This window comes from Frankia sp. RB5, from assembly GCF_059816245.1.
In genome coordinates this window covers 71,221-93,730 of the sequence record NZ_JCBATA010000023.1, presented here as the reverse complement: position 1 = coordinate 93,730, position 22,510 = coordinate 71,221, and the positions used below count along the sequence as shown (strand labels likewise).

Here is a 22,510-nt window from a genome sequence, read left to right as displayed (position 1 = left end):
CGAGTGCGCATCATTGTGGGGGCGTTGGACTCTGACGCGCCAAAGTAACGTGATCGGCGTCACGGCGGCCGCAACCGGCCGACCGCCAGTCTCAGTAGCGCCAGCGGGTCGCGGCGACGACGGCCTCGGCGTCCGCGCCGGCGAAACGGTCGATCTCCGCCCGTCGGACGGTGGCGACGGTGTCGTGCAGTTCCTCGCCGAGCGCCGCGCGCAGCACGTCGTCCGCCTCGAACGCGGTGACGGCGTCGGCCAGGTTCGTCGGCAGCCGGCTGATGCCGCGCCGGTCCCGTTCGGCGGGGGCGAGCGTCGCCGGGTCGACGTCGACGGGCGGTGGCAGCCGGGCGCGCGCCTCGAGCCCGGCCCGGCCGGCGGCCAGCAGGCCGGCCACCACCAGGTACGGGTTGGCGGCCAGGTCGAAGCACTTGATCTCGAGGTTCGCCGCGCGACCGGCCGCGGCCGGCGGGCCGGGGATCATCCGCAGCGCGGCCTCGCGGTTCTCCGCGCCCCAGCAGGCGTACACACCGGCCCAGCGCGACGGTGCGAGGCGCAGGTAGGACGCGACGCTGGGCGCCCCGAGCGCCATCAGCGCCGGCAGATGGCCGAGGATGCCCGCGGCGAACGCCTCCCCCGCCGCCGTCAGGCCGACCGGCCCGTCCCCGCCGCCCATCAGGTTCACCCGCCTGCCGGCCGCCCACCCGCCCCCCGCCGACCCACCGCCGGCGCTCCCGTAGCCACCCGGCCCACCGAACCCAGCCGGCCCGCCGAACCCACCAGGACCCCCCATACCACCGGCAGCACCGAAGCCACCTGGACCACCGAAGCCACCTGGACCACCGAAGCCGCCTGGACCACCGAAGCCGCCCGAGCCGTACGGGCCACCGCTCGACAGGACGCCGTAGGCGGACAGGCCGGGCGGCGCGACGTCCGGCAGACCCGTCGGCGTGAGCGGGCCGCCGCCACCGCGGGCCGGCCGCACCGCGGCGTCGGGGTCGGGGTCGTCCGACCACAGGCTGAGATGCACGTGGCCGCCGTTGCCGACCCCGTCCGCGACGATCTGCGGCGCGAACGCCGCGCGTAGCCCGTGCCGCCCGCTGACGGCCCGCACTGTCTCCTTGACCAGCACGCACGTGTCGGCGGCGGCGAGCGGGTCCTGCGCGGCGACCGACACCTCGAACTGGCTGGCGGCGTACTCGGGATGGATCTGCTCGACGACCAGGCCCTCGTCGGTCAGCGCGGTGAGCACGTCACGCAGGTAGTCGCCGAGCTCGGTGACCCGGGTCATGCCGTACGCGGGCCCGCGCGCGGCCGGGGTGAAACCGCCCTCCGCCACGCCCGCGCCGGCCGCTGCGACGACCCACTCGACCTCGATGGCGACGGCGACGCCGAGTCCCCGCTCGGCCAGTCGCGCCACCTGGCCGCGAACGAGCTCCCGGCTGTCCTGCGGGTGCGGCAGGCCGCTCTGGTCACGCCGGTCCACCGGCGCCCACGCCCAGCCGGGCTGCGCGGCCAGCATGATCAGCCGGCTGAGGTCCGGGTGCAGACGCAGGTCGCCGACAGGACCGCCGGCGAAACGGCCGGTGGTGATCGCGTCGTCGGCGAGAAAGGCGTCGAAGGCGGGCGATGCGCCGACGCCCCAGACGACCGCCGCGTCCAGCCGGCCGACAGGCACACCCTTGACCCTGGTGATCCCGCTGTTGTCGACGAAGGTGCAGGCGACGCAGACGACGCCGCGGACCTCGAGGTTGGTCGCCGCGTGCCGGGCCGCCGCGGCGAGCCGGTCGCGGCCGCCTGAGGTGCCGGGCTCGTTCATCGATCGCCTCCCGGGGTGCCGCCTCGCACCATGGTCGCGCGCGCCGGGGCGGGATGTCGCCCAGGACACCCGACGAGATGCCACCCACACCGGCGCCGACGTCACGCAGCGTCGATGATCACCGCTCCGAGATGGCGGATCGCCCGCGCTCCATCCTCAGCCGTCCACGCGTTATCCACAGCTATCGACCCGACAAGAAGAGCGTGAAACGCGCCAACATCACTGATGCCTGCCTCGACTGTCCCCAGGAGCACCGTAGTCATCCACAAGTTATCCACAGGTGCTGTGCACGGACTTCGATGACACAGCGCGACGATTACCGTCAGGCATGACCACCCCCTCCAGGGGGGATGCCACTTCGATGGGGCGCATCGACCTCCTCGCCGACCGGCTTGTCGACCACCCGCTCGTCGACCATCCGCTCGTCGACCATCACTGCCACGGTCTGGTCCGGCGGGATCTGTCCCGGGCCGAGTTCGAGGGCATGCTCACCGAGGCCGACACGCCCGGCCCGCCCGGAACGACCCTGTTCGACAGCCAGATCGGCTTCGCCGTGCGCCGCTGGTGCGCCCCGGTGCTCGGCCTGCCGCCCCATGCCGAGCCGGACGCCTACCTGGCACGCCGGGTCGAACTCGGCCACGAGGAGGTGCACCGCCGGCTGCTCAGCGCCGCCGGGATCGCGAGCTTCTGCGTCGACACCGGCTTCCAGCCCGAGCCGCTGACCGGCTCCGCGGATCTCGCCCGCTGGGTCGGCGGCCAGGGCTTCGACGTCGCCCGACTGGAACGGATCGCCGAGCTCGCCGCCGTCGACCTGCTCACCGGCCAGATCGGCGTCGGCCACTTCGCCGAGACAGTCCGCGCCCGCATCGCCGAGCGCGCCCCCACGACGATCGCGGTGAAGTCCGTCGCCGCCTACCGCGCCGGCCTGGACCTGCCCGCCGACCGCCCGTCGGACCGTGAGGTGGCCGCCGCCACCCGCACCTGGCTGGGCGAGATCCGCGACGGCGCCGCCATCCGGCTGCGCGACCCGGTGCTGCACTCCTTCCTCATCTGGTGCGGCGTCGAGGAGAAGCTGCCCGTCCAGATCCACGTCGGCTACGGCGACGCCGACCTCGACCTGGCCCGCACCAACCCGCTGCTGCTCACCGGCCTGCTGCGGGCCCTCGCGCCGACCGGGGCGAGCATCATGCTGCTGCACTGCTACCCGTTCCACCGCGAGGCCGCCTACCTGACCCAGGTCTTCCCGAACGTGCACCTCGACCTCGGCCTCGCCATCCACAACACCGGCCACGGCTCGGCCGCCCTGCTCGCCGAGGCGCTGGAACTCGCCCCGTTCGCCAAGGTCCTCTTCTCCACCGACGCCTTCGCGCTCGCCGAACTGTTCCTGCTCGGCTCGACGCTGTTCCGCCGCGGCCTCGCCGCCTTCCTGACGGCCGGCATCGACGACGACGCCTGGACATTCGCGGACGCCACCCGCGTCGCCCGCCTGATCTGCGCCGACAACGCCCGCCGCGTCTACGCCCTCCCCTGACCAGGCCGCCGGACCGGACCCGCGCCCCCTGGTTCCCCGCCGGCGCCACCCGCTCGGCCCGTCAGGTCCTCATGCACATCATCGGCGAGACCGCCCAGCACAGCGGCCACGCCGACATCCTGCGCGAGGCCATCGACGGCACCCGCACGATGGGCTGAACCCGCCGCCGTCGGCTCAGGCGTCCGGGGCGGGCGGGCAGAGGCAGAACGGATGCCCGGCCGGGTCGAGCATCACCCGCCAGCGGTCCCCGCCGGGCTGGACGTCGGCCGCCTTCGCGCCGAGCCGCTCGGCGCGTCCGACCGCCTCGTCCAGGTCAGCCACCCGGAAGTCCAGGTGGAACTGCTGCGGCGAGTCCTGTCCCGGCCAGCTCGGCGCCCGGTAGTCGTCGACCCGCTGGAACCCGATCATGATCTCCGTCCCCGGCGGCGACAGGAACGCCCAGGCCCCCTCCGGGTCCGCCCCACCGACCCCCCACCCGGTGAGCTCGCCGTAGAACGCAGCGAGCTCACCGGCATGCGGACAGTCCAGCATCATCCCGGCCCACGTCACCATGGTCATGTCCTTGTCCTCCCGGATCGTTCTCCTTGGTCAACGCCTGTGCGGTACCCATGCTGGACGGGATACCTGACTTCCACTGTCAGGATTCCCCCGGCAGAATCCGGGATGTGCGTGCCAGCCGGCTGCTGTCCGTCCTGATGCTGCTGCAGACCCGCGGCAAGCTGACGGCGCGCCAGATCGCCGACGAGCTGGAGGTCTCCGTCCGCACGGTGCACCGGGACCTGGAGTCGCTGGCCGAGTCCGGCGTCCCGGTGATAGCCGATCGCGGCGCCACCGGCGGCTACCGCCTCCTCGACGGCTACCGCACCCGCCTGACCGGTCTGACCGCCGACGAGGCCGACTCGCTGTTCCTCGCCGGCCTGCCGTCCGCCGCCGACGACCTCGGCCTCGGCGCCCTGGCGGCCACCGCCGAACTCAAGCTGCTCGCCGCCCTCCCGCCGCCGCTGCGCGAACGCGCCGGCCGCGCCCGCGAGCACTTCCACCTCGACGCCCCCCTGCTCGCCGACGTCGCCGCCGCCGTGTGGTCCCAGCACCGCATCCACGTCACCTACCACCGCTGGCGCGCGCCCCAGGAGGTGGAGCGGGTACTGGAACCCCTCGGCGTCGTCCTCAAAAGCGGCACCTGGTATCTCGTCGCCCGCGCCGCACCGCAGCCGGGATCGGGACCGGCTCCGACGGATCCGCGGACCTACCGCGTCGGAAAGATCCTCGCCCTCACGACGACCGGCGACCGCGACCGCCCACCCGACTTCGACCTGGCGGCCTACTGGGCTACCTGGACGGCCCGCTACGAGTCCGAGGTCTACCGCGAGACGGCGACGATCCGCTTCTCCCCCACCGGCGTGACGATGGCCCCCTACCGCCTCCCACCCGCCGTCACCCGCGCCATCCGCGCCACCGCCACCGGGCCCGCCGACACCGACGGCTGGGTCGAGGCCCGCATCCCCATCGAATCCGTGCGCCACGCCACCGGCGAACTCCTCTCCCTCGGCCCCGACGTCGAGGTCCTCACCCCACCCGCCCTCCGCACCGCCGCCACCGCTCTCGCCGCGCTCTACGATCCGTCGCACGTTTTCGACGTTAAGAAGAAGAAGCTCGCGGGTGAATCTACTCCTCCTCTGGAGGCTGCTCGTGAAAGACCTGCCAGGTGAAGAGCAGGGCCGACAACATGGGGTCAGGAATCTCCGCAAGCGGAGAAGGCCCCGATGGAGTCAGGTCAACCGGCGCATCAACAGGGTCCGGCGGAAGACAGTCGTCATGCGCGACCAGCCGGGGATCAGGAAGCCGACGATTCCACCGCTGCCGCGCCCCCTGACGGGTCAGGCCCGCTGCCTGACCAATCTGAACCCAGTCGGCGCCCGCCGCCACCGCGTCGGCAACCGCCTGATCACGCTCCAGGGCCAGCGCATGCAACCGCCGGGTCAGCTCCTCAAGATAGTCCAGGGCGACGGCTCGCGGACTGACACCGCGCGGCAGCCAGTTCCTCCCAGATGCGTCCACCTCTGCACCCTAGACCATTCGACAACGCTTATTACCCACACCCGACAACAACAATTGCCCACGCCGCACGGGGCCCTCTTCCAGAACGGCCCTACAGGGGGCACCACACCCGCCCGCAGCCTCAAGCGTGGACAACCTTCATTGTCACCCTCATTCGACAATGAAGATTGTCCATCACAGCCCGAGAGTCGACAATCTCGGTTGCCTGACAAATGACGTTGCCACGCCACAACGTCGACCGACCGCCCAGCCTCGACGCCGAAGGCCAGGCAAGGCGTCCCTCGAACCCGCCTATCCACTACAGGCAACCAACTTCGTTGTCTGAATATTGAGAAACAGATCGTCGAGTACGATCGCTGCGCGACCCGACGTCGCTCGTGCACCTGCCACCATCTGTCCTGTCGCCGGCCCACGACGCCTCGGCGACAACCCGACCGGCAGCGGCGAGAGTCCCTCCTGCCACGGGGAAGGCAGCGGAGGCGGTGATCACGATGGTCGCCGCCGAACAGAGAGGCAGCACAGACGATGCTCGCGGTGCTCGGCGGGGGTGGCGAGGCGGCGATGGCCGTGGTGTTACTCCTGCTTCTGTTTCTGGCCTGGGTCGTCAGCAGTGACGCCCGCACTCGCCGGCTGTCCGACCTGATGAGGTCCCGGCACCGGGGCGACGAGCGATGACAGCAGGCCCGGACGACACGCTGTCGCGGCAGGAAGTGGCCCGTGCCGCCGGGGTGAGGCCGGCGGCCGTCAACAACTGGGCCCGCCGGCACCCGCATGAATTCCCTCCGCCTCGGGTAATTGCCGGCCAAACCGTCTACTCGGCTGCCCAGGTCGCCGCCTGGCTTGACAGCCGGAAGATCTCCGCCGGAGGCCGGCACCCAGGAGAGGCCCCGGGCGCCACCTATGGGCAGCGATTCCGTCGAAATCGAAACATGCCTCCCGTGGCGCCGATCAGCGCGGAGGCCGAGCCAACCGAAGAGATCCTGGATAGGGCACTCTGGAAGCCCCTAGAAGATATACAACGTGGGCAGAGCATCGCCCCCAACCTTGATCTACTTCTTGCCCTGCTCGCTATCCGGCGTCATAACCGGCGCTTCTGGGTACAGCTCACCAGCAGCAAGGGGGCCGGCGCACTGGATCTCCGGGAACTGGCGAACCTTCGGCACCAGGCAGCACAGGGACTCGCTCCGGCCTACAGGCGCCTCGAGAGAGCTATGAAGGACAACGTGGATATCGCGGCCTTCGCCAGGCCTATTGACGAGGCCGCAGACCAGGTCCGTCTGCGTGCCCGGCGTCATGACGTTGCCGAGGGCTTCGAATCACTGGCCAGCCGGTTCCTGCTTGAGCAGACGGCGGCTGCCCACGGCCCGCGCGGCGGAGAGCACGTCACGCCGCTCTCGCTCAGCCGCACGATCGTTGCACTCCTCGATCCTCAACCGAACGCCAGGATCTGCGACCCCTGCTGCGTCTCCGGAGAACTCCTGATCGCGGCCGGAACGTGGAACCGTCTCCCTGGACCGGCCGTCATCGGACGATCGGTCCTGGACGGCAGCGCCCTGAGTCCCATGTCCCGACAACTCACGCTGCTCAGTGCCGCTATCCGTGGGCTTCGAATTGATGTCGGCGCGTCGCCTCGCGAGCCGCTGAAGGGCGAGGCAGAGCCGGTCTCCAACGCCGACGCCGTCACGTCGGCGTCGGCCGCGGACGGGGAGTCCACCAACAAGATCACGCCGGTCCCACGTTACGACGTCGTTCTGGCGAACCCCCCGTTCCGCATGCCTGGCTGGGACGAGGGAGGCCGACTCCACTTCCCATACGGAGAGCCGCCCACACACAGCGCGACCTTTGCCTGGCTTCAGTACGCCGCCGCCATCCTCGACGACCGCGGACGCGCCGCCCTGGTCATGCCCACAAGCGCCGCGGCCTCAGAGAACCCCACCGAGAGACGGCTGCGCGCCAAAATGACCGAAAACGGCGCCGTGGAGTGCGTGATCGCGATGCCCGGGGAGCTGTTCCGAGAGAACGACCTCGACGTGGCCGTCTGGATCCTGCGTGGCAAAGACCACCGGAGCCGTCGCGACGTGCTTCTCATCGACGCGCGCGCCCTGGGAACCAGACGGAGACGCGGCCGTCGGATCCTCACCGACGACGACACGGCGAAGATCGTAGGCGCCTATCGGTCCTGGCGGGACAGCGCGGCCCACACGTTCAACACCATTCCGGGCTTCGCGGTGGCGGTCGATATGCAGCAGCTCCGCGTGCACGACTGGCAGCTCAACCCCGCCGTGCACCTACACTCCGGACTTCCCCACGCCGACGCGGGCGCCACGCGGGCCAAGGCCCGCGCGCTGCATGAGGAACTCCTGTCCTGCGAGTACCGTGCGCGCCAGGCAGACGCCGATGTGGCTCATCTCCTGGCGTGGATCACGCCATGAGTCTCCCATCGCGGCGGATGCCCTCCGACTGGCCTGAGGTCAGACTCGACGCGCTGTGCGACGTTCAGGCCGGGCCGTCCGGTCGCGCCCCGCAACAGGCCAGACGGGCGGAGACAGACGTCTCTGTGATCAACCCCGCAAGCATCCAGCACGGTCAGCTCACAGAGCAGGGCCAGACCTACCTCGACCGGGAGACCGCAGAGGACATGTACCGCTACGTCCTGCGTCCGGGCGACATCGTATGCACCCGCATCGGAGACACACGGCGCCATGCCCTGGTGTCAGAAGAACACGACGGCTCGCTGCTCGGTGGAGCCTGCATCCGCCTGCGTCCAGATGGGCGAATACTCGCTACCTATCTGAACCACTATCTACGCCTGCCATCCGTGCAGGACTGGCTGTCCAGCCGCATCACCAGCACCGTCGTTCCGATCCTCACCTCCGCGATCCTGCGGGACCTTCGGCTCAGGCTCCCGCCCCATGACAGGCAGCAGGCGATCGCCGAAGCCCTCGACGCCCTCGACCAGCAGGTCGCAGCTCATCGGGAGGTCGTCCGCACGGCGACGCGGCTGCGCGACAGTCTCGCGCCCGCCCTACTCACTGGCGCGATCGAGCTTCCGTAGCGCGAGGTCGGCCGCCGGGAGAAGCCGCAGGCGGACGGTGGTGCCGGCGCCGGGGGCGGTGGTGAGGTCGATCGAGGCGCCGTGGGCGCGGGCGGTGGCGGCGACGATGGCGAGACCCAGGCCGCTGCCGCCGGTGCCGCTGGCCCGGCTGTCGGCGGCGCGGTAGAAGCGGTCGAAGACGTGGGCGGCGACCTCGGGCGGCATGCCGGGACCGTGGTCGGTCACCTCCAGCGCGACACCGCCCGCCGGTCCCGCGGGACCGGACCCGCTTGGCCCTGTGGCGGTGGCGGGGAGGGCGGCGGAGGGGGTGGCGGGGATCGGGGTGAGGCGGATGTCGATGGCGGCGGTGGGTGGGGTGTGGACGCGGGCGTTGGTGAGGAGGTTGCCGACGAGCTGGCGCAGGGCGTCGGCGTCACCGAGGACGGAGCAGGTGGCGGGCAGGTCGACGTGGACGGGACGGGTGGGGGCGGCGGCGCGCAGGTCGGCGACGGCGTCGCGGACCAGGGCGGCGAGATCGAGCTCGGTCATCTGGATGGGGTGGACCTCGTCGAGGTGGGCCAGGTAGAGCAGGCCGTCGACGAGCGCGCCCATCCGGGTCGCCTCCTCGGTGATGCGGCGCAACGCCGCGTCGGCCTCGTCCGGCGGGACCATCCCGCCGCGCAGCAGGTCGGCGTAGCCGCGGATGGACGTCAGAGGTGTGCGCAGCTCGTGGGAGGCGTCAGCGGCGAAGCGGCGTTCGGCCTCCTGGGAGGCGACGCGGGCGGCGAAGGCGGCCTGGATCTGGCCGAGCATGGTGTTCAGGGCGGCGGCGAGCTCACCGGTCTCCGAGCGGGGCGGGCCGGCGGGCACCCGGCGGTCCAGGTCGCCGGCGGCGATGGCGGCGGCGGTGCCGATCATCTGGCGCAGCGGGCGCAGGCCCCGGGTCAGCCACAGCCAGGCAAGGACCGCCATGACCGCGAGCACCGTGAGCCCGACGGCGATCTCCACGCGCACCAGCCGCCGGACCGTCTCGCTGACCGGCCGCAGCGGCAGCGCGACGAGCACCTGGGCGCCGCCGGGAAACGTGCGTTCCACGGCCCGGTACCGGTCGCCGTCCGCGACCACCGTGAACGGGCCGGCCCGCTGCGCGCCGCCGGCGACGGACCGCACGCCGGCGGCGTCGAGCAGTGCCGTGGCTGGCGGCGGCGGGCTCGCGGATCCGGTGACGCGGCGCAGCGTGCCGTCGGCCTGGCGGATCTCGACCAGGTAGTCGCTGGGGCCCGCGGCCTGACCCGCGCTCGCCGGGTCGAGCAGCCGGGGCCGGGCCAGCAGCGCCGACAGTGGCCGGCCGCCGAGCAGCTCCGCCCGGCTCAACTGCTGGTCGACGCGCTGGTAGAGGTAGGAACGGAGCGCGAACACGCTGGCGATTCCGGCGCCGGCGAGGCCCAGCGCGGACAGGGCGAGCAGGCCGGCCATCAGTCTCAGCCGCAGCGTCATCCCCGTCACCGTCCCGACGTTGAGGTGCCCGCCGGCGAGGTGCCCGACGGCAGGCGCAGGGCGTAGCCGAAGCCGCGCTGGGTGTGGATGAGCGACGGGCCATGCTGGCCGAGCTTGCGCCGCAGGTAGCTGACGTACTGGTCGACGACGGTCGGCTCGCCGGCATAGTCGTAGCTCCAGACGGCATCGAGGATCTGGGCCCGCGACAGCACCCGGTTGGGGTTGGTCAGCAGGTAGCGCAGCAGCGAGAACTCCGTCGGGGACAGCTCGATCGGCGTGCCGGCCCGGGTGACGAGATGAGTGTCGGTGTCGAGCTCGACGTCGGCGAAGCGCAGGACGGCGGTCCGGTCGGGCTCGGCGGGTGGGCTCGGCGGGCTGGTCCGGCGCAGCACCGCCCGCACCCGGGCGACGAGTTCGTCGACGGCGAACGGCTTGGTGACGTAGTCGTCGCCGCCGTACGTCAGTCCGGCGATCTTGTCCCGGTGGGCGTCGCGGGCGGTGAGGTAGACGACGGGCACGTCCAGGCCGTCAGCCCGCAGCATCCGGCAGACCCCGAAGCCGTCCATGTCGGGCAGCATCACGTCGAGGATCATGAGGTCGGGGCGCGCGTCGGCGGCGAGCGTGAGCGCCGCGCGGCCGGTGGTCGCGGTCAGGACGTCGAAGCCGTGGAAACGCAGGGCCATCCGCAGCAGGTCGACGATGTTCGGCTCGTCGTCGACGACGAGCACCCGCGGTACCTGCGCCATGTCCGCTCCCTCGGCCGGTGTCCAGGACGTCCCGAGTCCAATGGGATGTCCCGAGTCCAATGGGATGTCCCGAGTCCAATGGGATGTCCCGAGTCCAATGGGATGTCCCGAGTCCAATGGGATGTCCCGAGTCCATGGGAACAGCATGTGAGTCCCATGTGAGCATGCCGCCGGCGGCCACAACTGCTCCGCCGGGACAGTCCGGCGATCGCGAATCCACACTCGGCGGCCATGGTTGACAGGCTCGCAGCCTGGAACTGTTTACCAATGCGATCCCCCACGGACATCGACCTGCTCCGCGAGCTGGAGCCCGTCGCCGAGGCGAACGTCAACCGGCATCTCGGCATCGCTCCGGAGTGGATGCCACACGAGTACGTCCCCTGGAGCCAGGGACGGGATTTCGACGAACTGCCCTGGGAGCCTGGCCAGTCGGTGCTGCCGAAGGCGGCGCAGATCGCCTTCGAGGTCAACCTGCTCACCGAGGACAACCTGCCCAGCTACCACCGCCTTATCGTCGAGGGCTTCGGCCGGGAGGGTGCCTGGGGCACCTGGGTGCACCGGTGGACAGCCGAGGAAGCACGTCACGCGATCGTCATGCGCGACTACCTGATGGTCACCCGCGGCGCCGATCCGGTGACGTTGGAGCAGGACCGGATGTACCAGATGTGCAAGGGCTACGACAAGGCCGACGCCTCGGCGCTGCAGGCGATGGCCTACGTGTCCTTCCAGGAGCTCGCGACCCGGGTGAGCCATCGCAACACCGGTCGCGTCTGCGCCGAGCCGGTCGCCGAGCGCCTGCTGGCCCGCGTCGCCGCGGACGAGAACCTGCACATGATCTTCTACCGGAACATGGTGGCGGCGGCGCTCGAACTCGCGCCGTCCCGCATGGTGCCCATCATCCGCGACGAGATCGTCGGCTTCCAGATGCCGGGCGTCGGTATCCGCGACTTCGGCCGCAAGGCCATCAAGATCGCCGTGGCCGGCGTCTACAACCTGCGCATCCACCACGACGACGTCATCGCGCCCATCCTGCGCCAGTGGCGCTTCTTCGACCTCGAGGGCCTGGACGCCGAGGCCGAGAAGGCCCGCGAGGAGGTCGCCGCGTTCCTCACCGGACTCGACGCGGCGGCGACCCAGCAGGACGAGAAGATCGCGAAGACCCGCGCCCGCGCCGAGCGACGCAGCGAGGCCCTCGCCTCCGCCTAGCCCGCGATTCGGACCAGCCGGCCGTCCGGAGTGTCCGCATGTGGGTCGTACGTGCTACGGTCCGGCCGTCGCGACCACCGACGGAAACGGACGGAGTCCGCGTGACCTCGCATCGGCGCAGCGGCCGGATCAGCATCCCGCAGCTCGGCCTGGGCATCGTGGCCATCGCCGCGGTGACGGTCGCGGTGCTCATCGGGCAGCCCGGCGCGTCCAGCCCCACGGGTGACTCCAGCGGCAGCGGCGGCGCCACCCCGTCGCCGGCCGCGACCAGTGCGCCCCCGCCGGCGGCCGACCGCAAGAGCACGTCCGCCGAGGCGTCCGGCCTCGCCTCGTCGGCGCCGGGTGGCGCCGAGACCGGCACCGGCGCCAACCGCGCGCAGGACGCCAGCACGGGCGCCGGCGATCGGGGCGTGACCTCGGCGGCGGGTGCCGGCGCGCCCCGCCCGGGGCGGCCGCCGAGCGCCCAGCAGTCCGGCGCCCACCGTCCCCCGGGCCGGGGTTCCGGCGACCTGCGGCTGCCCGCCGTCGACCTGCCCAGCTGCATCGTCGGCTGCTGACCGGCAGCGGCCGCGTTGGTCAGAGGCTGGGCTGGGCCGCGCGTGGGCTGGTCGGAGGATGCGGTTCAGTGGGCGCTGGCGGCGGTGAGCCAGCCGTCGACGGCGTCGACGCCGGTCTCGCGGTCCACGACCAGCCACGGCGACAGCCAGCTCCGGGCCGCCAGATCCTCGTACATGTGGGCGCAGCGGGCCTGCAGGCCGTCGTCGGCCTCGAAGGTGTCACGGGGACGGCCCGGGTCGCCGTCGGCGCGGGCGCTCGCGTCGGCACGGGCCCGGTCGACCTCTATCCGGAGCAGGACCTGCAGGTCCGGCACGGGCAGGGCGAGTGAGCCCAGCTCCAGGTCGGCGATCCAGGACTGGAAGGCGGCCCGCTCGGGCTCGGCCAGCCGGGCGGCACCGTACGCCGCGTTCGACGCGACATACCGGTCGAGGAGCACGACGTCGTGCTCGGCAAGCAGGGCGTCAAGCTCGGGCCGCGACGCCGCCCGGTCCAGCGCGAACATCATCGCCGTCGCTCTCGGCTGGGCCGCGACAGCGGCGAGACCGGCGTCCCCGGTGAGCAGCCCGCGCAGCGCCGGGCCGAGCGGGCGCGCCTCGTAGCGCGGGTAGGCGAGGGTGGCGACGCTGCGCCCGACGCCGGTCAGCCGGGCGACCAGCCGGGTGGTCAGCGTGTTCTTCCCTGCGCCGTCGAGCCCCTCGATCGCGATGATCATCCTGCCACCGGCTGCCGGCGGAAGTGCTCGACGACCGCGTCGGACCAGCCGAGCAGCCGGCCGGCGAGCGTGGGGGCGATACCCGCCCGGGCCGCCGCCGCTTCGAGGCGGGCGAAGCGAAGCTCCGGCGGCAGCAGCGCCAGCGCCGCCGCCTTGCCCTGGAACTGCGCCCACAGGCCGGTCAACACCCGGCCCTCGATCGGTGGCATGCCCGCCGCGGCCGTCCCGAGCACGGGGCGCGACCACCAGCCCTCGCCGCGGATGACCGCCGAGGCCGCGGGCTCCCCGCGGACCACGTCCAGCCCGCCGGTCACCAGGTTGTTCGCGTTGCGGACGGCGACGAGGGGATGCCGGTACTCCAGCCGGTCGCCCCGCTCGGCCAGACAGGCCGCGAGATACCACAGGGACAACAGCGTCGGCGGCGTTCCCGACACGAGCATGCGCTCGAGCCTAGCCCACGCCGACATACGCCTGGGCGCGCCGCCCGCCGTGTGCCTGACCACGGCACGCGGTGCACGGTGCGTCGCCCGCAGGCCGCCGTGCGCGTGCGCCGCCTGCCGTACGCCCGCTGTCGTAGGCGGGCTACGCCCGCAGGCGGATGTGCCGGGCCTCGGCGCCGGCTACCGTCGCGGCATGGCGGTGGACACGGCGGTGCGGCGGGTGGGGCAGCTGTCCTCGCGCGTGCGCGGCGTCATCCGCCTGCGTGATGTCGCCGCGCTGCTCGCCACCGGCCTGGTCGTCGTCGGCGCGTCGCACGGCGCCGCCCACGATCAGGTGCCGCCGGCGCGGCCGCTGGACGCGCTGGCCTTCACCCTGCTCGCCCTGCTCGCCGCGACCGTCACGCTGCGGCGGCGCTCACCGCTGGCGATGCTGGCGGCATCCGCGCTGCTGCTCGGGACCCTGCTGGGGGCGGGCTACCCGCACGGGCCGTCGTTCCTGCCGGTGGTCGTCGCGTCGGTGTCCGTCGGGCTGCGGCACGAGCTGCGCGTCGTGTGGCGGGCGGCCGCGGGCGCGACCGCGGTCGTGCTCGCGGGGTCCGCCCTCGGCGCCGCCCAGGGGTATGCCCCGGGCCGGTGGGAAATGGCCTTCCAGGCCGTCGGGGCCGTGCTCCTGTGTACTGTGCCGGCTCTCGTCGGCGCGCTGGCCCGCGGCAGTCGGGCGGCCGCCGCGCAGGTCAAGGAGGAGGCCACCCGCCGCCGGGTCGAGCAGGAACGGCTGCGGATGGCCCGCGAGGTGCACGACGTCGTCGGGCACAGCCTGTCGGTGATCTCGCTGCGGGCCGCGGTGGCGCTGCACGTGCTCGACCGCCGGCCCGAGCAGGCTCAGCTCGCGCTGGAGGCGATCCGCCGGGCCAGCGTCGACGCCCTCGGCGAACTGCGGTCCACCCTTGCCCTCACCCGAGCCGGCCAGGACGCCGGCCCGGCTGGCGATGGCCCGGGCGCCGACGGGACGGGGGGCGATGGGCCGGGCGGCGGTGAGCTGGGCGTCCGCGGTACGGAGATCGGCGGCTCGGCAGCGGCCGCCGGGTACCCGGGCGCGGGACGGGTTCCGGATGGTGACCCGGTGGAGGCGCCGCTGACCGGGCTCGGGAGGCTGCCGTCGCTGCTACGGGAGGTGCGGCTGTGCGACGTGCCGGTTCAGTTGGTCACTGACGGTGATTCCGCGCGGCTCGGCGAGCTGCCCGTCGATGTCGACCTCGCCGCCTTCCGGATCATCCAGGAGTCCCTGACGAACGTGCTGCGCCACGCACCGCGGGCCAGTACCCAGGTCCGGGTGCGCCTCGCGCTCGCCGCCGATCGCCTCTGCGTCGACATCACCGACAGCCCCGACCCGCTCCTACCGGCTGAACCGACGGCTGGGTCGGCTCAGCCGGCTGAGGTGGTTGGGGTGGTTGGGGTGGGTGAGGTAACGACGTCGGCCGGGGCCGGTGGCTGTGGTGGTCATGGGCTGACAGGGCTGCGGGAACGTGCCGCCGAGCTCGGCGGCACGCTGACGGCAGGCCCCGTGGCAGGCGGCTGGCGGGTGTTCGCGGAACTCCCGGTACCCGCCGCCGCGGTGCCGGTGGAGGCCAGGCGGTGATCCGGGTCGTGATCGCTGACGACCAGCCGCTGGTCCGTCTCGGGCTGCGCGTCCTCATCGAGACGGAGGACGATCTGGAGCTCGTCGGCGAGGCCGAGGACGGGCGCGCCGCCGTCGACGTCGTACGGGCCACCCGCCCGGACGTCGCGCTGCTCGACATCCGGATGCCCGTGCTCGACGGTCTGGCCGCGCTGCGCGCGATCGTCGCCGAGCCCGACCTCGCCGGCACCCGGGTCGTCATGGTCACCACGTTCGAGGTGGACGAGTACGTCTTCGCGGCGCTGCGCGGCGGCGCGTCGGGCTTCCTCCTCAAGGACGCGGAGGCCGCCGACCTGCTGCGCGCGATCCGGGTCGTGGCCGCCGGCGACTCGCTGCTGTCCCCCACGGTGACCCGGCTCGTCATCGAGACCTTTGCCCGCCGACCCACCCTCGACGCCCCCGACCTGCGCGGTCTCACCGAGCGCGAACGCGAGGTGATGGGCCTGGTCGGCCGCGGTCTGTCCAACGACGAGATCGCCGCCCATCTGGTGATCAGCCCGGCGACCGCCCGCACCCACGTCAGCCGGGTGATGGTGAAGCTCGCCGCCCGCGACCGCACCCAGCTCGCTGTCCTCGCCGGCCAGGCCGGCCTCGCCTAGGCCGCGTGTCGAGTTGTGATCTCTCGGGCCGTCCTCGTGTGGACACGTCCGCTCGCCACCCGCCGCCCGCCTACCGTGCCCCGACCCCCGACACCACCCGTTCATGATCAACCTCGGTGTGGGTGGCGACCGGAAGGCCGGGGAGGCGGGGGACTTCCCGTGGAGGGGGAGTAGCCGCCGGGGAAGGCGGCGTGATGCCAGTTTCCTGGTGTGTCGTGTCCGGTTTGTCCCTAGGTTTCTGGCAGAGAACGCCGTGACAGTGTCAGAACGCTGTCACCGACCGCCGGCCGCGAACGGCCTAGGGCGCGGGTCCTCCCCGTGCCATGGTCATCGCCGGACGGGCCGTGACCGCGCGGGGAGGCACGGCGCTGGCCGTGCCCGTGAAACCGCGAACCTCGACATTCCGCACCTCCCCCGGTGGATGTGTAGAAGTTGGAATCCCCCGCGTTCAGTTCACACGGGGGAGGACGTCGACGACAGCCCTCGCCCCCGGCTGCGTCCGTTTGCGTACACCGGTGTCGCCCGTCGGCGGACGACGCGAACGCGGTCTGCCGGGACGCTCAGTGCCATGACAACAACCACCCATCCCCCGGGCCGGGGCGCCATCGACGTCCGCGGCCTGACCAAGCGGTACGGGCGGCGGACCGTGGTCAGCGGTCTGGACGTCACCATCCCCGAGGGGGTCGTCGCCGGCTTCGTCGGGCCCAACGGCGCCGGCAAGACCACGACCCTGCGGATGCTGCTGGGCCTCGTGCGCCCCACCGAGGGCGAGGGCACCGTGCTCGGTCAGCCGCTGCGCGCCCCGGCCGCCTACCTGCCGCGGGTCGGCGCGCTGATCGAGAGCCCGGCGCTCTACCCCACGCTGTCCGGCACCCGCAACCTCGCCGCGCTCGCCGCACTCGCCGGCCTCGGCCGGGCCGAGGCGCCCGCGCGGGTCGCGGCGATCCTCGACCAGGTCGGGCTCGCCGGGCGCGGCGGCGACCAGGTCCGCTCCTACTCCCTCGGGATGAAGCAGCGCCTGGCCATCGGCGCGGCCCTGCTCACCGACCCGGACCTGCTCATCCTCGACGAGCCGACGAACGGCCTGGACCCGATCGGCATCCGCGAGATGCGCACGCTCATCCGCTCGCTGACCGCGCGCGATGGCCGCACCGTGCTCGTCTCGTCGCATCTGCTCGCCGAGGTGGAGCAGATGTGCGACTGGCTGATCGTCGTCGAGGGCGGCCGGTTGGCCTATCAGGGCCCGACAGACCGGCTGATGGCCAGCACGTCCACCGAGGTCGTGCTGCGCCCGGAGCACGAGGAGGACGTCGCCCCGCTCGCCGACCTGCTCGCCGGTCTCTCCGTCCCCGCCACGCGCGGGCCGGCGGAGGTCGTCGCCACCCTCACCACTCCCGGCTCGGACGGCGCCCGCGAGTACGCCCGCGCGCTCGCCGCCGTGAACCGGGCCGCGGCGTCGCGCGGCATCACCCTCATCGAGATGTCCCCTCGCCGGCACAGCCTGGAGGACCGCTACCAGGGGCTGGTCACCCAGTCCCGCGCCCCGGAGATGGAGCTCACTCGATGAACGTCGTCCTCGCGGCCCGGCGGTCCTTCCGCGCCGAGCTCATCAAACTGTGGCGGCCCAGCACGGCGGTGGCGATGGGCCTGCTCGCCGCGCTCAGCGTGCTGTCCACCGTGCTGGTCGTCAGTCTCGCCGATCCGGCCAGCCCAGGCGGGCCGCGACCCGGCGACGGCAACGGGCCGGGTGGCTTCGATGTGACGACCCAGCAGCTGGCGGGCGCCACCGGGATCGCCCGCGGCTTCACGGGCGGAGCCACCTTCGTCGGCCTGCTGATCTTCCTCGTCTGCGCGATCGCCATCACCCTGGAGTACGGCCAGGGGACGCTGCGGACGCTGTTCCTGCGCGAGCCGGGCCGACGCGGCTGGTTCGCCGGGCGGGTCGCGGTGACACTGACACTCGTCGCGCTCGCCCTCCTCGCCGCGCTGGTGCTCAGCGTCGCCGTGGCCGTCGCCGTAGCGGGCGTGCGCGGCATCGACACGTCCGCCTGGTGGAGCGCCGACGGCGCGCGGGCACTCGCCTCCGGCTACCTGAACGTGCTACTCGCGGCGACGTTCTTCGCCGTGGCGGGAACGGTGCTCGGGCTCGTGCTGCGTTCGACCGCGCTGGCCCTGTCCATCGGCGTGGCCTGGATGTTCCCGATCGAGCACATCATCCAGAACTCCTGGAGCGGCGCCTCCAGGGTGTTCCCCGGGCTGGCGTTCGACGCGGTCAGCCAGGGTGGTGTCGCCGACGCGAGCTACGTGACGGCGCTGCTCGTGGGCGCCGCGTACGCCGTCGGCGCGGCCGCCCTCGGGACAATCACGCTGACACGCCGAGACGTCACCGTTTGAGAGAACCTGACTACAATTGACACCTAGCGTGTGCGGACGACGACGATAGGAGATGCCATGCCTGCGCTCGGACGCATCGCCCGGTGAGCCCGTACGAGCGGCTGGTTCGGGAGCTCGGCGGATCCGACCCCTACGCGGTCCTCGGCGTGGGCCGTCTCGCCGACCGCGCCGAGATCCGCCGGGCCTACCGGACCAGGGCTCGAGCCCACCATCCCGACAACCCCGCGGCCCGTGGGCCGGAGGCCGCCCGCACCATGCAGCTGCTCACCGTCTCCCACGAGCTGCTCGCCCGGTGGCGCGACGTCTACGACGCCCGCCACACCCGCGTCGCCCACCCCATCGGCTCGATTCCCGCCCCCCGCCGCCCGCCGGTGCCCCGGCCGGCCGCGACCGTCCCCGCCCGCGGTGCCGCCGGCCCGGTCGCCTGCTTCTCCGCCAGCGGCAACCACTTCGCCACCGGCTACCCTCGCCCGGTCCGCCAGCCCCAGCCGGCGGCCACGGTGGACCAGGGCCGCTCGGTCTCGGCGGGTCAGCCGGACGGGCGGGCGCCGCGCCGGGACGACCGCCAGCGCGTGCGGGACCATCTCGGCCTGTCGATCGTCGCCACCATCCTGTGCGCGCCGGTCGGGGCGCTCGGCCTGCTACACGCCCTGCGCGCCGCCGACCATCTGGCCCGCGGCGACGTCCCCGGCGCACGCCGGGTGGCGCGGCGCGGCCGTGCCTGGTCCCTCGCCGCGACCGCCGCCGGCATGCTCCTGCTCGCCGCGCTCGCCGCGACCGGCGGCGGGCACCGCGGCTGACGGGTGTTCTCCTGGACGGGTGGCATCCGACGGTTCGCCGGTGGGGCGACGCGTCGTACTCGGCGGGTCGGCGGGGTGCGCTGGTCCGGCGTGCTGCTGCGCGACCTGCTCGCCGCCGTCGGCGTCCAGCCGGCGGCACGGGCGCTGACCTTCCGCTCGTTCGACGGAAGCTACACCGAGAGCTGCCGGTACCGATGCGGGCCGCCGGGCTCAGCGCCGCGTCCTGGTCATGCTCGCCACCGGCGTGATCATGCAGTGGGGGGCGGGGCCGCTGCGCGGGCTGCCGGTCGCCGACCGCACCAGCACGACGTTCGTGCACGACGTGCTCGCCTACGGGTTGCTGTTCGGGGTGCCCGGCCACGTGTGGATGGCCGCGCGTGACCCGGTCGCGCTGGTCGGGATGCGCACCGGGATGGTTCCCGCCACCTGAGCCGCACGGGCCCATCCCGCCTGGTCGCCGGCGCCGGTGGACGCACCGGAGGCCGGCGGGCAGGTCAGTGCCGGTCCCGCGCGATCGCCACAATGATCACCACGGCGACGACGTAGACGAGCAGGACGACGACGAAGGCGACGAGCGACACCAGGCACCAGCGCCGGGCCCGGGCCGACGCCTGCCGGGCCCCGTACTCGTCCCCGGTCTGCAGCCGGTTCTGCGCCAGCACCGCGTAGACGAGCGCGATCGCACCGGTGGGCAGGCAGCACAGCAGCGTCGCGACCAGCGACTGCCACAGGTACGTCCGCACCGGCCGCTCGGCCGCGCCAGGCTCGCCCATCCCCGCACCCGCGGGGAACACCGTCCCCTCGATCGGCTGGGTGTCCGCTGTCGGCTGGGTGTCCGCTGTCGGCTGGGCGTCCGCTGTCGGCTGGGCGCTCTCGCTCGTCGGCACGTCCTCATCAGACGCCCAGGAGCCGCGGGGCGGATCCGCCCAGCGGGACGGCTCGGCGTCGGGGTCGGGCGGCACGGGGGCTCAGCCGGCGAAGGGACCGAGCGTGGAGTAGGCCGAGTCCGAGCTGGCGCCGAACGCGCCCACCACAGCGAGGATGATCGCCAGGACGGTCACCGCGACGCCAACGCCGGCCGACACGATGCACCAGGTCCGGGCCTTCTTCGACGCGTCCAGGGCGCCGTCGATGTCGCCCATGGCGCGACGGCTGTCGACCTTGGTGGCGAAGACGATGGCCACCACGCCGGCGGGCAGGCAGCACAGCACCGTCACGACGATCGACTGCCAGAGATAGTTCGGGATCGGCTGCCCGAACGGCGGCGGCGGGCCGAACCCGCCCGGCGTTCCGTAGCCCTGCGGCGCGCCATAGCCCTGCGGCGCGCCGTAACCCTGGGGCGCCCCGTAGCCCTGGGGGGCACCATAGCCGCCTGGCGGCGGGCCGTAGCCGGGGGCACCACCGTAACCGCCCTGACCCTGTTCGTAGCCGCCCTGACCCTGTTCGTAACCGCCCTGGCCCTGGCCGTAACCGCCCTGGCCCTGGCCGTAACCGCCCTGGCCATGGCCGCCCTGGCCCTGGTCCTGACCGCCCTGGCCGTAGCCGCCGCCCTGGTTGTAGCCGCCCTGGTCCTGACCGTAGCCGCCCTGGGGATATCCGCCCGGCGGGTACTCGGGGGGCTGGGACATGGGGCGCTCCTGCATGTCGGCGTAGCGGATGTTGGTGGAGCTGTCGAGCGGAGCCGATTGTGGCACAACCGGGGCCGGTCAACCCGGCTCCGTCCCAGTCCCACGACACGGGCGGAAACGGGGTGACGCGGGAGTCCCGCCGAGGGCCCCCGAATCTCGGATGAACACCGAAACACACCGACGGAACAAGGGCTACACACAGTTCACAGCCTATCGAGCCGGACAAATCGACCATATGGCCCGACCTGGGACAGCAGGCGGGAATTCGGCCGTGTAATGTCTGGCCATATCTGACCAGGCAGGACGTCGGGACACCGAGGGGGTACCCCGGCATCCGCCCCATGGATCTCTGACCCACACATCTCTGGCCGCTGCGCGACATGGAGGTCAACGGCTTCGATCTCGAAGCGAGGACCCGGGGGGGTTCTGACGCCGACACGCCACGCACGGAGGGATACCGCGGTGAGACACCGAGCGGAGGGCACACCCAGCCCCAGTCCGCCCCGAACCCGCGCCGGCTCGCGGCGTGGGCGCCGTCGCCGTCCGCACCACCCCGCCTGGATCGCCTCGCTCGGCGTGCTGGCCCTGCTGGCCGCCGGGCTCGGCTGGAACCTCGCCCCCAGCGGCCACGACGACGGCGGGTCCGCCACCGTCGAGGCGGCCGCCGTCGGGCTGCACCAGCGCCACCACAAGCCGAAGCCCACCTCCACCGCCCGGCCGCGGCCCGGCGCCACCGCAGGCACGGCCGTCGGCGGCTCACCCTCCCCCAGCGCCAGCCCGATCGGCGTGGGCACCGGCGGGACCGGCGGCGGCATCACGCCGACGCAGCCCGCCACGGCTCCCAAGCCGGCCACGACCACCAAGCCTCCGGCCCCTGCGCCGCCCGCGGCGCCGGTCGTGCCGGCCGGCGGTGGTGGCGGCGCCGTCCCCGGCGGGATGAGCGGCGTCTCGGCCGGCTCGATGACGCAGGTGCGGGCCTGGGAGGCCTTCCGCGGCTCGCCCGTCAACGTGGTGAACACCTTCTCCGACCGGTCGAGCTGGCAGACGATCACCAACCCGTGGATCGGCAGCGGCCCGGAGAAGTTCTCGACCTTCAACGGCACCTGGGTCATCTCACAGCCGTTCTTCCCGAACGGCGGCGGCGACATGAACTCGTGCGCGAACGGCGCCTACTCCAGCCAGTGGGCCAGCTTCGGCCGCTGGCTGGTCAGCAAGGGCCGCCCGGCGAGCATCGTCCGGCTCGCCTGGGAGTTCAACGGCAACTGGTTCCCCTGGTCGGTCTCGAAGACCAACACCACCACCTGGATCAACTGCTTCCGGCAGGTGGTGAGCGCCATCCGCTCGACCGACCCGCAGGCGCGCATCGACTGGGCCCTCAACGCCCACAGCCCCGGCGGCTTCACGGCCTACCCGGGCGACGCCTACGTCGACATCATCGGGATCGACAGCTACGACCAGTGGCCGGCGAGCACCAGCGACGCCGCCTTCAGCCAGCAGTGCAACGCCGACACCGGACTGTGCTCGGTGATCAGGTTCGCCCGGCAGCACGGCAAACAGTTCTCGGTGCCGGAGTGGGGGCTGGTCTCGAAGTCCGACACCGGCGCTGGCCGGGCCGGGGCGGCCGGCGGCGACAACCCGGTCTACATCCGCAACATGTACAACACGTTCAAGGCGAACAGCGACGTGCTGGCCTACGAGACGTACTTCAACGACTCGCAGGCGGGCAACGTCCACTCCTCGCTGGTCAACCCGAACGAGAACCCGAGCGGCGCGGCGACCTACGCCTCCCTCTGGTAGCCGTGGGTCCGACGCCGGTCAG

24 protein-coding genes and 1 pseudogene are annotated in these 22,510 nt (G+C 72.7%); 16 read left to right on the top strand and 9 right to left on the bottom strand.

What is annotated here, in order from left to right:
* Positions 1-91: 91 nt before the first annotated feature.
* Complete coding sequence (locus tag AC6EXY_RS14705) at positions 92-1,810, bottom strand: type I glutamate--ammonia ligase (RefSeq protein ID WP_499817483.1); 1,719 nt, start codon at positions 1,808-1,810, stop codon at positions 92-94.
* Positions 1,811-2,171: 361 nt separating this feature from the next.
* Between AC6EXY_RS14705 and AC6EXY_RS14700 the strand changes: the two genes are divergently transcribed.
* Positions 2,172-3,341 (top strand): amidohydrolase family protein, encoded by a 1,170-nt coding sequence (locus AC6EXY_RS14700; RefSeq protein WP_207770428.1) that lies wholly within the window; start codon positions 2,172-2,174, stop codon positions 3,339-3,341.
* 71 nt (positions 3,342-3,412) lie between these two features.
* Positions 3,413-3,499 carry a mycothiol transferase gene (locus tag AC6EXY_RS14695; protein ID WP_480014660.1) on the top strand — a complete coding sequence of 29 codons (87 nt, stop codon included), beginning with the start codon at positions 3,413-3,415 and terminating at the stop codon, positions 3,497-3,499.
* Between the two features lie 16 nt (positions 3,500-3,515).
* Here AC6EXY_RS14695 and AC6EXY_RS14690 read toward each other — a convergent pair whose 3' ends face one another.
* Positions 3,516-3,899 carry a VOC family protein gene (locus AC6EXY_RS14690; RefSeq protein ID WP_499817482.1) on the bottom strand — a complete coding sequence of 128 codons (384 nt, stop codon included), beginning with the start codon at positions 3,897-3,899 and terminating at the stop codon, positions 3,516-3,518.
* Positions 3,900-4,006: 107 nt separating this feature from the next.
* Here AC6EXY_RS14690 and AC6EXY_RS14685 point away from each other — a divergent pair, with 107 nt between their 5' ends.
* Positions 4,007-5,050 (top strand): helix-turn-helix transcriptional regulator, encoded by a 1,044-nt coding sequence (locus AC6EXY_RS14685; RefSeq protein WP_499817481.1) that lies wholly within the window; start codon positions 4,007-4,009, stop codon positions 5,048-5,050.
* Here the strand turns inward: AC6EXY_RS14685 and AC6EXY_RS14680 are convergent.
* Positions 5,007-5,399 carry a hypothetical protein gene (locus tag AC6EXY_RS14680; protein ID WP_133150780.1) on the bottom strand — a complete coding sequence of 131 codons (393 nt, stop codon included), beginning with the start codon at positions 5,397-5,399 and terminating at the stop codon, positions 5,007-5,009. The genes AC6EXY_RS14685 and AC6EXY_RS14680 overlap by 44 nt on opposite strands.
* Positions 5,400-5,924: 525 nt before the next feature.
* Between AC6EXY_RS14680 and AC6EXY_RS14675 the strand changes: the two genes are divergently transcribed.
* The 3 genes from AC6EXY_RS14675 to AC6EXY_RS14665 all read left to right on the top strand — a co-directional run bounded on the left by AC6EXY_RS14675 (position 5,925) and on the right by AC6EXY_RS14665 (position 8,454).
* Complete coding sequence (locus AC6EXY_RS14675; protein ID WP_165818525.1) at positions 5,925-6,074, top strand: hypothetical protein; 150 nt, start codon at positions 5,925-5,927, stop codon at positions 6,072-6,074.
* A 536-nt stretch (positions 6,075-6,610) separates the two neighbouring features.
* Positions 6,611-7,831: an HsdM family class I SAM-dependent methyltransferase gene (locus AC6EXY_RS14670; protein ID WP_165818526.1), complete on the top strand. Its 1,221-nt coding sequence runs from the start codon at positions 6,611-6,613 to the stop codon at positions 7,829-7,831.
* Complete coding sequence (locus tag AC6EXY_RS14665; protein WP_499817480.1) at positions 7,828-8,454, top strand: restriction endonuclease subunit S; 627 nt, start codon at positions 7,828-7,830, stop codon at positions 8,452-8,454. Before AC6EXY_RS14670 ends, AC6EXY_RS14665 begins: the two co-directional genes overlap by 4 nt.
* Here AC6EXY_RS14665 and AC6EXY_RS14660 read toward each other — a convergent pair.
* Entirely contained in the window at positions 8,425-9,930 is a 1,506-nt protein-coding gene (locus AC6EXY_RS14660; RefSeq protein ID WP_499817479.1) for a sensor histidine kinase, read from the bottom strand. The two genes, AC6EXY_RS14665 and AC6EXY_RS14660, sit on opposite strands and share 30 nt — an antisense overlap.
* A gap of 5 nt (positions 9,931-9,935) precedes the next feature.
* On the bottom strand, positions 9,936-10,676 hold the full coding sequence (locus AC6EXY_RS14655; RefSeq protein WP_101832453.1) for a response regulator transcription factor: 741 nt from the start codon (positions 10,674-10,676) through the stop codon (positions 9,936-9,938).
* A 267-nt stretch (positions 10,677-10,943) separates the two neighbouring features.
* Between AC6EXY_RS14655 and AC6EXY_RS14650 the strand changes: the two genes are divergently transcribed.
* Together AC6EXY_RS14650 and AC6EXY_RS14645 are read left to right on the top strand one after the other, a co-directional pair.
* Positions 10,944-11,882 carry an acyl-ACP desaturase gene (locus AC6EXY_RS14650; RefSeq protein WP_101832452.1) on the top strand — a complete coding sequence of 313 codons (939 nt, stop codon included), beginning with the start codon at positions 10,944-10,946 and terminating at the stop codon, positions 11,880-11,882.
* Between the two features lie 101 nt (positions 11,883-11,983).
* Positions 11,984-12,439, top strand: a complete 456-nt coding sequence (locus tag AC6EXY_RS14645) for a hypothetical protein (RefSeq protein WP_115537968.1) — start codon at positions 11,984-11,986, stop codon at positions 12,437-12,439.
* 65 nt (positions 12,440-12,504) lie between these two features.
* Here the strand turns inward: AC6EXY_RS14645 and AC6EXY_RS14640 are convergent, their stop codons facing one another.
* Complete coding sequence (locus AC6EXY_RS14640; protein WP_101832450.1) at positions 12,505-13,152, bottom strand: dTMP kinase; 648 nt, start codon at positions 13,150-13,152, stop codon at positions 12,505-12,507.
* Positions 13,149-13,592, bottom strand: coding sequence for a hypothetical protein (locus tag AC6EXY_RS14635; protein WP_101832449.1), 444 nt, complete (start codon positions 13,590-13,592; stop codon positions 13,149-13,151). The genes AC6EXY_RS14640 and AC6EXY_RS14635 overlap by 4 nt, the downstream gene beginning before the upstream one ends.
* A 193-nt stretch (positions 13,593-13,785) precedes the next feature.
* Between AC6EXY_RS14635 and AC6EXY_RS14630 the strand changes: the two genes are divergently transcribed.
* From AC6EXY_RS14630 to AC6EXY_RS14600, 7 genes and pseudogenes are all read left to right on the top strand, one after another.
* A complete protein-coding gene (locus AC6EXY_RS14630; RefSeq protein ID WP_207770346.1) occupies positions 13,786-15,231 on the top strand; it encodes a sensor histidine kinase in 1,446 nt (481 codons plus the stop codon).
* Complete coding sequence (locus tag AC6EXY_RS14625; protein ID WP_499817478.1) at positions 15,228-15,869, top strand: response regulator; 642 nt, start codon at positions 15,228-15,230, stop codon at positions 15,867-15,869. The genes AC6EXY_RS14630 and AC6EXY_RS14625 overlap by 4 nt, the downstream gene beginning before the upstream one ends.
* Positions 15,870-16,437: 568 nt before the next feature.
* Complete coding sequence (locus AC6EXY_RS14620) at positions 16,438-17,436, top strand: ABC transporter ATP-binding protein (protein ID WP_101833522.1); 999 nt, start codon at positions 16,438-16,440, stop codon at positions 17,434-17,436.
* Entirely contained in the window at positions 17,433-18,263 is an 831-nt protein-coding gene (locus AC6EXY_RS14615) for an ABC transporter (protein ID WP_499817477.1), read from the top strand. The genes AC6EXY_RS14620 and AC6EXY_RS14615 overlap by 4 nt, the downstream gene beginning before the upstream one ends.
* 83 nt (positions 18,264-18,346) lie before the next feature.
* A complete protein-coding gene (locus AC6EXY_RS14610; protein ID WP_499817476.1) occupies positions 18,347-19,063 on the top strand; it encodes a CD225/dispanin family protein in 717 nt (238 codons plus the stop codon).
* Positions 19,064-19,066: 3 nt separating this feature from the next.
* A pseudogene (locus AC6EXY_RS14605) lies at positions 19,067-19,240 on the top strand (molybdopterin-dependent oxidoreductase); the annotation flags it as partial.
* Positions 19,241-19,292: 52 nt separating this feature from the next.
* Positions 19,293-19,493, top strand: a complete 201-nt coding sequence (locus AC6EXY_RS14600) for a hypothetical protein (protein WP_499817486.1) — start codon at positions 19,293-19,295, stop codon at positions 19,491-19,493.
* A gap of 64 nt (positions 19,494-19,557) precedes the next feature.
* Here the strand turns inward: AC6EXY_RS14600 and AC6EXY_RS14595 are convergent, their stop codons facing one another.
* Complete coding sequence (locus AC6EXY_RS14595) at positions 19,558-20,025, bottom strand: CD225/dispanin family protein (RefSeq protein WP_243407890.1); 468 nt, start codon at positions 20,023-20,025, stop codon at positions 19,558-19,560.
* A 6-nt stretch (positions 20,026-20,031) separates the two neighbouring features.
* Positions 20,032-20,691 carry a CD225/dispanin family protein gene (locus AC6EXY_RS14590; protein WP_499817475.1) on the bottom strand — a complete coding sequence of 220 codons (660 nt, stop codon included), beginning with the start codon at positions 20,689-20,691 and terminating at the stop codon, positions 20,032-20,034.
* 462 nt (positions 20,692-21,153) lie between these two features.
* On the opposite strand from AC6EXY_RS14590, the gene AC6EXY_RS14585 reads away from it, so the two are divergent.
* Positions 21,154-22,488 carry a glycoside hydrolase family 26 protein gene (locus AC6EXY_RS14585; protein ID WP_101833603.1) on the top strand — a complete coding sequence of 445 codons (1,335 nt, stop codon included), beginning with the start codon at positions 21,154-21,156 and terminating at the stop codon, positions 22,486-22,488.
* Positions 22,489-22,510 lie beyond the last annotated feature (22 nt).